The organism is Fibrobacter sp. (assembly GCF_017551775.1).
In the GTDB taxonomy this organism is placed as follows: domain Bacteria; phylum Fibrobacterota; class Fibrobacteria; order Fibrobacterales; family Fibrobacteraceae; genus Fibrobacter.
Map to the genome: position 1 here is coordinate 48224 of NZ_JAFZKX010000039.1, position 11128 is coordinate 59351.

The window sequence follows — 11128 nt, forward strand, 5'->3', positions numbered from 1 at the left end:
CAAAGCGAACAAACGAAATCGTTTACTATATTGTTTGTTTATGAACGCTTTGGTCTATTTCCTGTTTGCCCTCTCCGGATTTGCGGGCCTCATTTACGAAGGCTCGTGGGCCCGATACCTCAAACTCTTTCTCGGGCATTCAAGCTACGGCCAGGTGCTCACGCTCTGCATCTACATGGGCGGCCTTGCCATCGGCAGCTTTATTGCGGGCAAGATGGTCGAAAAGGTCAAGCGGCCGCTGCTCGGGTATGCCGCGGTGGAACTTGCCATCGGCATAGGCGGTGTGGCGTACCACCCGCTCTACAATCTGCTCACGGGTTTCTTCTTCGATAGCGACTGGGTGGCGGGCCTCGGGTTCACCGGCGCCGAAATCGCGAAGGTCGTACTTGCGACGGGCTCTACGCTCCCGATTGCGATTGCGGTGGGCATGACGTTCCCCTTCATTGCCGCCGGTCTCATGCGCAAGAGCGGCGCCGAAGTTTCGCTCCCGATGCTCTACTTCACGAACAGTCTCGGGTCTGCCATCGGCATTTTGGTGACAAGCTACATGCTCATTCCCGAACTCGGGAATCACATTACTTTGTGTGTAGCAGCCTCCATCAACTTCTTGCTTGCGATGGTGTTCGGCTTTATCGGGTTCATGACGTCGCCTACCCGCGAAGAGGACGAGGAAGCGTCTGCGGGCGAGGGCGCCGAACAGGAGCCGCTGAACGAGGACTACGCGGCGGAACACAAGCTCGCGATGCCCCCGAAGTCCACCTGGTTCTGGATTGCCGCCATCACGGGCCTTACCTCGTTCATCTACGAGATTGTCTGGATCCGCCTGCTCAGTCTTTTGATGGGTTCCTCGAGCCACAGCTTCGACCAGATGCTTTCGGCGTTCATCCTCGGGCTTGCCATAGGCAGTGCCGTGAGCGGCAAGCTTTTGAAGAAGGATTCGCTCGTCGTGCTTTCGATGGCGCAGATCCTCATGGCGTTCTTCGCGCTGTGCACGCTTTACTTCCACAAGCCTTTCTGGGGCATGATGAACGAGGCGAACCAGATATTCAACCCGACGAACGACGGGTATGTGTGCTGGAGCCTGTTCAAGTATGCGCTTTCCGTGCTGTGGATGGTGCCCACGAGTTTCTTCGCGGGCATGACGCTCCCGCTGATTACGATTATCCTCACGCGCGCCTTCAAGAGCGAAGCCCCGATTGGAAAAGTTTATGGCTGGAACACCGTCGGCTCCATCATCGGTTCCGCGGGTGGCGGTCTTCTGCTGCTTCCGTTCCTGCAGCTCAAGGGCGCCCTCGTGCTGGCCGCCGTTCTCGACTTCGCAATAGGCTTTGCGCTGCTTGTCATCTACCGCAAGCGCTTCCGCTATAGCGTGCCGTTCTACGTGATATGCGCGTTCATGATTTTGCCTTCCATCTTCATTGGGTTCGACCCGCACTTGATTACCTCGGGCGCCTTCCGTGCCTACAAGAACCTCCACCCGGACGAAAAAATCATAGTGCGCGACGGCAAGACCGCTACCATCAGTTTCCACGAATCCGAAGTGCATTATTATATCAAGACGAACGGCAAGGCCGATGCCAGCCTGGGCAAGAACCGCGAGAACCCCATCGAGGGCGACGAGCTCACGCAGGCCGCGACCGCGTTCATGCCGATGGCCATGAAGACGGAACCCTACGATGCCGCGATGGTCGGATTCGGGAGCGGCATGGGGGCGCATTACCTGCTCGCCGACCCGCTGCTGAAGGATTTCGACTGCGTGGAAATCGAGCAGGAGATGATGGACCTCGCGAAGGGCTTCTACCCGTGGAACTCCCGCGGATACGATGACCCGCGTATTCATATTTACATCGACGATGCGCAGACCTTCTTCCTCACGAACCGCCGCAAGTACGACCTGATGATCAGCGTGCCTTCTAACCCGTGGGTCTCCGGCGTGGCGAGCCTGTTCAGTCACGAGTTCTATACCAAGATGCGCCGTTACATCAAACCGGGCGGACTCTGGGTGCAGTGGATCCAGACGTACGAGTTCAACGACCAGCTGTTCCTCAACATCTTGAAGGCGCTCGACGTCGCCTTCCCGTACGTGAGCCTCTACAAGGCGCCCGAGGAACCGGACATCATCATCATCGCGAGCGACGAACCCGTGTACCAGAAGGGCATCGGGCGCTTCAGCACCGACTCCGTCCTCGTGAAGGAATTCAAGCGTATCCACCGCGATTCGGATTTCTTCGGCGAGCAGAACTTCCTCTTCACGTCGAAGATGGTGAAGTCGCTCCTCGACGGCGTGGCCCCGAACAGCATTTTCACGCCCATCGTAGACAACAAGGCTGAAGAGGCGCGCTTCGTGCATTCGCAGGCGCATATCGTGCAGGTGTTCGACAGCTGCGAAGTGTGCTGGCCCGAATACCTCGACTCCGCAGAAAATGAACTCCGCCGCCCGTTCCGCGTGAAGCAGATGATGCAGGGTGACGGCGACCCGTACCGCAAGCTCGCCCTGCTGGCCTATCTCGACAAGGTGAAAGCCCAGGTGGATTCCGCGGTCACCGCGAATGCCGAACGCCAGGCCGCGCAGGCCCAGGAAGCGTCCTCCGCTCCGGCCGATTCTACGGCGGACAGCGTCGCGGTCGCCGACACGACAAGGCCCGCGATGCACTTCATGGTGGCGGAACGTTCGCCGGAATGGATTAAGTTCCGCATGGAATATATAGAATGGATCCGCGGGGTGCCGATGGAGGCCCGCGACAGCAACGAGGTGTACAACCGCGTCCGCGACCTCGTGGAAGTGGGCGCCTTCCCGGCCTCGTTCACCGACGAGTTCAACATCCTCGAAGTCGCCCGCGTCAAGGACTACCCGACGGCGGCGCGCCTCGTGGCGGATTTCTACGAGAAGTACGAAATCAAGGAAATGGACGAGTTCTTCCTCAGGAACGTGCTGCTCATCTCGCTCCTCGCGGGTGAATCCGAGCTCGCAAACGCTCTCTACCAGGATGCCATCAAGAACCACGAAAGTTTCTTCCCGGTAGAGAAGTTCCTCATCGAACGCGAAATCGTGAAGCTGCGCCGCGGTTCCATCCGGAAATAAGACCGCTCGCGCTAGAGTCTGGTGTGGCTTTTCTGGTCTGCGCTCGCTCTCGCCTTCGACGACCCGTTACGACGGGTCGCCTCCGGCTCACGGAAGCGGGCTCGATTTAAACCGGGCTCGACCTGGGTCGGGCTCTCGGGCTCTTTAGGCTAAAAAAATCGCGCGGGTTTGTGCCCGCGCTTTTGATTTTCGGTCGAAATTTTTGTATTTGCTAGAATAGGATTGTGAAGCCTACGGTAGCGTATGTCGTCAGGAAGTTCGATTCCCTGAAGGCGTTCTCGCCGCCGGAAATCAGGATCTTGTCCAGCAGGTTCGTGAAGCCTTGCACGATGCGGATGTTCATCTGCACCCAGCGGGTCACCATGTAACCGAGATCTAGAGCCGCACCCATTTCGAAGCTCGTCGTGGGGATGGTATTGCTGCGCGTGATTTTTTCGCCTACATCCTGGTTGAATTCCGACGATCCGGAGAGCTTGAGGCCGAGGTTCAGGCCGAGGCCCAGGAAAATGTTGTTGTCGACAAACGTGTAGCGAACGATGAGCGGGATTTCGAACATCATGATGTCGATTGACGCATCGTCATTGCCGAAGTCCGTCTCGGCCGCGTAGCGGTAATGACGGTAGGTGAATATCACTTCGGGAACAATGTTCAAGTTCTTGACCCCGAGCGGCAGCTGCATCAGCAAGCCTGCGGAACCCTGGTATCCGAGTCCCCATCCTTCGGTTTCGTGACCGATGAACGTGTTTGTACCGGCGCTTGCGTGCACGCCGAGCAGGATAGTACGCGCGAACCCTTCGGTACGCTGCTTGTTGATTTCGGCCTTGGAAGTCTTTTCCTTCTTGTACTGGGCGTATTCGGCTGCATACTCCTCGTCGTCGGCAAACTCGCTTGCTGCCGAACCGTCATACTCCACCGCACTGCCGTTGTCGGTAGAAGAGGTCGTTTCGTCGTTGTCGAAATCGTCAAACTCGTCTGCGAGGGAAGGCGTTGTTGCGGCGAGCAGGGCCGCGGCCATGAAGGGTACAATTCTCAGGTTCATGTTTGAATTATAACAAAAGAAAGTTAAACACCTTTCTTATTATAAATATATTTGCCGCAAAAAGGATGTGGCAAATATATTTTTACCTGATAACGGAACTTTTTATGCCTTTTTTTCGCGTTTTTCGGTGCTAGAGGTAAAGCGACAGCCCGAGGGTCACGTGTAACCCGTACAGCGATGCTTTCTTGAGCGCGATTTCGGAGACTTCGACTACGTCGTTGTTCAGGAGATTCGTGAATCTCTGCAGGAACCGCAGGTCAACGGAGAAGTTCCTGTTCACGAGGTAGCCTATTTCCACGATGGCACTGAGTTCGACACCAGCCGAGGGGAGCGGATCGTCCTTTGACGAGATGTGTTCCGTCGTCGTACTGGTACTGATAGTTTGGTCAAAATTGGAGGACCCGGCGAGCTTGATTCCCAGGTCTAATCCGATGCCGACTGTGATGTCGTTGCTTTCGAGGGCATACTTGAATATGGCGGGGACTTCGAAAAGAATCACGTTGAGCTGGGCTTCATCCTTCTCGCTGTAATCGTCATATTCGAAATCGTCATTGGCCTCGTAGCGGTAGCGGAAGTAGCTGAACTGGAGCCCGACGGAGAGTGACAGTTCGGGGATGCCGACTTTGGTTTGTGCGACAATTGCGGCCGAGGCCTCGTATCCGAGTCTCCAGTTTTCCGTTCTTTCGCCCAGGAGGAGCGTGTTGAAACCGCCGCCGAACCGGAAACCGAGCGTGAACCCGTTGGAAAAGCCTTCACGGCTTGCGCGGCTGAGTTCCGCGTTCTCGTTGGCGTAGCGGTCGTAGGTGTCGTCATCGTCGTCGTCGTACCTGCTGACGCTCTTGTCGTCCCTGCATTCAGGCAGGAGCGAGTCTGCCGGGGTGCAGTCCTCTTCGTCGCTGTCGTTTTCGGCTGTTTTTTCCTTGGCGGCAGTCGTGGTATCGCTTTCGGCAGAGGCTGCCGTTCCGGTTTCGGAGGTCGCAGCTGTTTCTGTCCCGTCACAGCCGTCCCCGATACAAGCGGGGGTCTCTTCGTTGTTCCCGTCGTTCAGTTCCGTGCTGCCCCCGTTCTGGGATGCAATCCAGGCAGAATCGACTTCGGCGGGGTACTCGTCCTGAGCGAGGGCGGAGCAGACTATCCCCGAAAAAAAGATGGCGGTAAGTACCCTAAGCAGTTTCATATCTTGAATTTATAAAAAATAGCGCGAAGAGCAAGTGGAAAATGCAAAATCGGCCGTGTTTTCGCACATTTTTCTTACAAACATGCAGTTTTGTTGCCTTCCTTTATTCGAATTAGGTATTTTAATTACCAAAATGAGGGCTTTACCCATAAGAAAGTTGTTTCTTGAAGCATAAACGCGTTTGTAGGAGGAGCGTTATGTCGGGATTCTTGGCAAAAAAACATTCATTCTCGCTCGGAACGGCCTGTGCGGCGACCTTCGGGCTGGCATTTTCTCTGACCGCTTGCGACGTTGTGGTCGGAGCCAGCAGTAAGGCTGTTTTCGACAAATATCCGGTAAATGAAAAACATTTAAGTTTTTACGATGAGGAATTAGATAAACTGGAGAATTTCCCAGTATGCGGTTCCGGAAACGAGGGCCGCATTGATTCGCTAAAAGGCGGAAATAGCAAGTACGGCTATGAGACGTACTACTACAAGTGCAAGAAAGGAATCTGGTACGAAACGGACGCAAGTGTAAACTGCAACACGGATGGAGTCAAGGTAGGCGATATTTGCAAAGTAAAAGTCGGAACGTCCAGTTGGATGAGCTCTGGCGATGGCGTGTGGAGGTACTATGTGTATGAAGGCAACGGTGCCTGGAAGGAAGCTGACGCTCGGGATCGTTGTAATGCGAGGGAAAAAACTGTGGGGACCATTTGCGTTATTGCAAAATCGACTCAATATCTTCACGATGTTTACCTCATTTACTCAGCTGACGGCGTTTGGGAAGAATTCATGACCCGCCAGATGTCTACACAAGGGGTGATATGGGAATATGGTCCCGGTTTCCAGATGCCCAAGGAATGTACCGCCGAAAATGAGGGTGCGAAGGAAAAATTCGTTTTTGGTGCGGAGCCGGATGCGATTACGCTATATTTCAAGTGCTCCAGTGGCGAGTGGAATCATCTAAATGATATTGATTACTATTGTACTACGGGAAACAATTCTGATGGCGATACGTGCTCGTTCAAACCGGATGAAAATGCGGTAGAAAGGTCCCATTGGATTATGAGCGAATCGGTGACTACCAAACCGGATTTGTTTACCTATTACTATTACTCAGGCAATTGGATGCAGTCTAGCGTTGACCCTGAATTCGGCTACTGCCCGGAGGATTATGGCCCGTATCTGTATAAAAAACATGGCGACGAATATTATACCTGTGTGTATGGAGATTGGAAACCTGCTCATCTTGTTCCGCATCAATATACGGACCCGCGTAAAGAGGGGTTGACCGACGAGGAATACGATGTGCTGGACTTGCCGTCCGAGGCTTCGGTAGGGGACCGTGTCGGCGGCCTGCTGGAAAATTGTTTTGATAATGTGGAACTACCACTGGGTGGGCCGAGTGAGTGGCGTTACGAGATGTATGACTACTGCATGTCGAAAAATTATTATCGCTATCGTGAGAGTGGCTCCTGGACGCTGGAAACGGACGAAGAATTCACAAATGATCCGGCCATGCATTATAATCTTGAATGCGCACCCGGAACGGAAGGCGCGGAATTTAGATTTTTGCCTGAGTCGAGAGATCCGGGAAGAATCTACAGACGCACCAGCATTCGATACGACACAGTCAACGTAAACGGAGCCGTTAGGGAACTCATTTATTGTGATGACGCCCTTGTTGGCTACAATTTCGGCCGCACGGAATAGAAGTTGCCTTAAAACGAGGTTCCTTTGCAGCTGGCCCCGCACTGCGGGGCTTTCATACGAAAAAAAATAATTTTTTCCCATGTGGATAAATTTGTATATTCATTGTATAAATCCTTGCTTACATTAGGAGAGTACTATGTCTGATGCATCGAAAAAAAGTGTGTTGTTTTCTTTAGCCAGTGTGGCTGCTTGCGGGCTCGTCTTTTCCCTTGCCGCTTGCGATGATTCCACATCGGTAGGTAACGATGAACCTGCCGATTCGTCTTCCTCGGTGACTGCGCCGGTATCTTCGTCTGCACCGGAATCTTCGTCTGATCCGGAAGCATGCGACAAGGAAGGCGCTATTGAGACGAGAGAAGATGGCAATGCCAAGTATGGTTTCAGCTATAAGTATTACCGGTGTGAAACGGGTGCTTGGACAGAAAAACCGGCATCGGTTCTTTGCGATACCGCCGGGGTATCTAAGGGTGGAATTTGTCGTGTGCAAACGCATTTTGCCGGTTCCCAGTTCGGCAAAAGTTCCTGGACGTGCTACAAGTATGCTGGCGAAGGCGCTTGGGAAGAAACGGATTGCCCTGCAGGCCCGGACAAAGAATGCAATGAAGAGAACAAGGGTGCAAGGGAACAGCTTACCTTAACCAACGATGCAATTTTTTATGAGTGCATGGGCGAAAAGTGGGCGGAAATGAGCATGGAGGATTACTATTGCGCTACGGGGAAAGAGTCCGTTGGAGATACGTGTTCTTTTGAACTGTCCGGTAAAAAATATTATTTCCGGTACGATAGCGTTGATACGGATGTCGGCAGGTGGACCGAGGGTACTTTTGATCCCGAATTAGGTTTTTGTACAGTGCGCGATGATATGTATTGGAAACGTCCGTATGCTAAAAAGGGCGAGGAATATTATTACTGCGCCGGCACGGCATGGCTGCCGACAAGCCTTGTTCCGCGGCAATACACGGATCCCCGAAAGGAAGGCCTGACGGACGAGGAATACGACAAGCTGGATTTGCCCAAAGACGCCAAGGTCGGTGACCGTGCGGATGGGTTGCTCGAATATTGTGATTTTAACAGAGATATGGGAAATTTGGAATCGCATGTCTACGATTTTTGTTACTCTGTCAATCACTACCGGTATCGCGAAGATGGTTCCTGGACAAAGGAAACTCTTGATGACAAGCATGAAGATGAGGTTAATCTAGACAGCTTGCCCTGTGGGGGATCCACATGGTGCTGTGCGGAAACAGAGGGGATGACGCAGAGAACGTTTTATGCCTTTGATCAGCCAGAAAGGCTCTATCAATGCGTTTCCGGTGAGGTTGTCTTAGTGGAATACCTCTGGAACCGGTATGAAGAGAAGGCTGCGGCAGAGTAGATTTTAAATAGTCAAGGGAGGCTTCAGTATGAAGTTGGTTCGTTGTAGTTCCGCTTTTGTGATGAGTTCGCTTGCCGTTTCCATGATGTTCGCGCTTGGCGCATGCACCGACTCCTCGTCTGGAACAGTGTCGGAAGGTCTTACAGACTCATCGGAAGGTCCTGTTGACGAAAGGTTTGCTGAGCTTAATGCTCGAGATGCCGCTTATTGCAACGCCCAGCATCCTGATGGACCTCCGTATGAATGTGATGAATCGTTGGAAATGGATGGGGCCTTCTATATCGATTCTGATTATAAAGCGGATGTGGAAGGAGACTGTATTTATAAGTGCAAACACAATAAATGGTCCGTCGTCTCCGCAAAGGATATTCCCGCTAATGCGAAAGCAATTTTTGATTATGAAGATCCCTACATTGATGAAACTCTTATATTGCAACTAAAAAAATGTAACTCCGAACACGAAGGGCTTGTCGATTCGGTATGCACTTTCGAAACCAAGGGCCGTTGTGCAGAATATAGTCGCTACAAATGTGAGCAGGGAACTTGGAACTATATGGATTTGAACTATTGCAACATAATCAATCCCAAAGATGGCGATGAATGCTGCATAGCCACAGATTCCATGGGTGTAAAGAAAAGCTTCCTCTCTGTTTTTACGACGTCTTATGGATGGGTACGAAAAGCGAGTTATAGCGATTCCGAATGCAAGGATGTTGTTCGGGAATATGATGTCTGTTCGGAGCCCAAAGAAGCGTGCACCCAGTGTGACGCCGGAAAAATTGACTCCATGACGTCGATAAATTCTTCAAATACGTGCTATGCGATGTGTACTGCAGGGAGTTGGGTTATGCTGTCTGAGACGGCAGAGCAAATTGCGGTTCGCGAATATTGCGGTCCGGCTAGTGATGGTGGTTATCTATGCTGCTATCCGGAATCCCCTGAGTCAGATGATGGCATCTTCTATCAATCTGCTGCCAAAAGTATATTCAAAAGGGATTATTACACGTACAGGTATGGATCTTACTTTGAGGTCGGAGAGTGGAGAAAAACAGGAGAATCGTGTAAGGTTAGCGAACTTCCGAGACCAGAGTGGGAAATACTTTTCCCTGTGGAATATAATTGTGCAGACAAGGCAGAGTAGAATTGTAAATACACGTTTTGTGGATATCTTGTCCCGGGATTGCAAGCCGCAATCCCTTTTTCTTTCTATTTTTGTTCCCGAAAAAAATTAAAAGGATAAGACTATGGCAAAGTATAATCCGCAAGAGATCGAAACCAAGTGGCAAGCCTACTGGGAAGAACATCAAACTTTCAAAACGGGCGAAGATAAGTCCAAGCCCAAGTATTACTGCCTGGACATGTTCCCGTATCCGAGTGGCGCTGGCCTCCATGTGGGTCACCCCGAAGGTTACACCGCTACAGACATCATCTGCCGCTATAAGCGCAGCCGCGGCTTCAATGTGCTCCACCCCATGGGTTGGGACGCTTTCGGTCTTCCTGCTGAACAGTATGCTATTCAGACCGGTACGCATCCGGCCATTACGACCAAGAAAAACTGCGACAATTTCCGCCGCCAGATCAAGCGTCTTGGCCTCTCTTATGACTGGAACAAGGAAGTCAACACCACCGACCCGAAGTACTACAAGTGGACGCAGTGGATTTTCAAGCGCCTTTACGGCACCTGGTTCGATGAAGACCAGCAGAAGGGCCGCCCCATCGAAGAACTCCCGATTCCCTCTGATGTAGAAGCCAAGGGTGCTGCTGAAGTCCGCAAGTACAAGGACTCTAAGCGTCTCGCTTACTACGCCGACGCTCAAGTGTGGTGGTGCAAGCACTGCAAGATTGTGTGCGCCAACGAAGAAGTCCTGAACGACGGTTCCCACGAAAAGTGCGGCACCAAGGAAGTGGAACGCCGTAACCTCAAACAGTGGCTCATGCGCATTCCGTTGTATGGCGACCGCCTGCTGAAGGGCCTCGACAAGCTCGACTGGCCGCAGGGCGTGAAGGACATGCAGAAGAACTGGATCGGCAAGAGCTTCGGTGCTGAAGTGGATTTCCCCATCGCCGATGCCGAAGGCAAGCCGACGGAAAAGAAGCTCCGCGTTTACACGACCCGTTGCGATACGCTGTTCGGTGCTACCTACATGGTGGTGGCTCCGGAACACGCCATGGTGCCGGAACTCACGACTGCCGAACAGAAGGCCGCCGTGGAAGAATACGTGCACGCCGCCGCTCTCAAGAGCGACCTCGACCGTACGGAACTCGCCAAGGAAAAGACCGGCGTGTTCACCGGTTCCTATGCCGTGAACCCGCTCACCGGCACGAAGATTCCGGTGTGGGTCGCCGACTACGTTCTGACCGGCTACGGCACGGGCGCCATCATGGCTGTGCCTGCCCACGATACCCGTGACTTCGACTTTGCAAAGAAGTTTAACCTGCCCGTCATCTGCATCATGGAACCCGATGCAAGCTGCCCCGAAGATGTTCGCCCGAAGGTTCTCGCTGGCGAAGCTTGCTGGGCTGCCGACGGCACCTACATCAACAGTGAAAATGCTACCCTCTGCCTGAACGGCCTCAACAAGAAGCAGGGCATTGCCAAGGTCATCGAATGGCTCGAAGCCAACAAGATCGGTAAGGCCACGGTGAACTACAAGCTCCGCGACTGGCTCTTCAGCCGTCAGCGTTACTGGGGTGAACCGTTCCCGATTATCCACTGGGAAGATGGCGAAATCTCTACCGTCGATGCTTCCGAACTTCC

Annotated in this window: 7 protein-coding genes; 5 read left to right on the top strand and 2 right to left on the bottom strand. The window is 52.8% G+C overall.

Annotated features, from left to right (window positions below; all coding sequences use genetic code 11):
* The first annotated feature begins 40 nt into the window (after window positions 1-40).
* On the top strand, window positions 41-3082 hold the full coding sequence (locus tag IK012_RS04855; protein WP_290951294.1) for a spermine synthase: 3042 nt from the start codon (window positions 41-43) through the stop codon (window positions 3080-3082).
* A gap of 211 nt (window positions 3083-3293) precedes the next feature.
* Here IK012_RS04855 and IK012_RS04860 read toward each other — a convergent pair whose 3' ends face one another.
* Entirely contained in the window at window positions 3294-4121 is an 828-nt protein-coding gene (locus IK012_RS04860; protein WP_290951296.1) for an outer membrane beta-barrel protein, read from the bottom strand.
* A gap of 130 nt (window positions 4122-4251) precedes the next feature.
* Window positions 4252-5298 carry a porin family protein gene (locus IK012_RS04865; RefSeq protein ID WP_290951299.1) on the bottom strand — a complete coding sequence of 349 codons (1047 nt, stop codon included), beginning with the start codon at window positions 5296-5298 and terminating at the stop codon, window positions 4252-4254.
* Window positions 5299-5495: 197 nt separating this feature from the next.
* Between IK012_RS04865 and IK012_RS04870 the strand changes: the two genes are divergently transcribed.
* The 4 genes from IK012_RS04870 to IK012_RS04885 form a co-directional block, all read left to right on the top strand.
* A complete protein-coding gene (locus IK012_RS04870; protein ID WP_290951302.1) occupies window positions 5496-6995 on the top strand; it encodes a hypothetical protein in 1500 nt (499 codons plus the stop codon).
* Between the two features lie 136 nt (window positions 6996-7131).
* Window positions 7132-8370, top strand: a complete 1239-nt coding sequence (locus IK012_RS04875; RefSeq protein WP_290951305.1) for a hypothetical protein — start codon at window positions 7132-7134, stop codon at window positions 8368-8370.
* 28 nt (window positions 8371-8398) lie between these two features.
* Window positions 8399-9511, top strand: coding sequence for a hypothetical protein (locus tag IK012_RS04880; RefSeq protein WP_290951308.1), 1113 nt, complete (start codon window positions 8399-8401; stop codon window positions 9509-9511).
* A gap of 103 nt (window positions 9512-9614) precedes the next feature.
* Window positions 9615-11128: class I tRNA ligase family protein (locus tag IK012_RS04885; RefSeq protein WP_290951317.1), on the top strand; the 1514-nt coding region annotated here is incomplete at its 3' end.

Coding starts and splice junctions, on each gene's coding strand:
- IK012_RS04865 (WP_290951299.1), bottom strand. CDS start 5,298: ATGAAACTGCTTAGGGTACTTACCGCCATCTTTTTTTCGGGGATAGTC.
- IK012_RS04860 (WP_290951296.1), bottom strand. CDS start 4,121: ATGAACCTGAGAATTGTACCCTTCATGGCCGCGGCCCTGCTCGCCGCA.
- IK012_RS04855 (WP_290951294.1), top strand. CDS start 41: ATGAACGCTTTGGTCTATTTCCTGTTTGCCCTCTCCGGATTTGCGGGC.
- IK012_RS04880 (WP_290951308.1), top strand. CDS start 8,399: ATGAAGTTGGTTCGTTGTAGTTCCGCTTTTGTGATGAGTTCGCTTGCC.
- IK012_RS04870 (WP_290951302.1), top strand. CDS start 5,496: ATGTCGGGATTCTTGGCAAAAAAACATTCATTCTCGCTCGGAACGGCC.
- IK012_RS04875 (WP_290951305.1), top strand. CDS start 7,132: ATGTCTGATGCATCGAAAAAAAGTGTGTTGTTTTCTTTAGCCAGTGTG.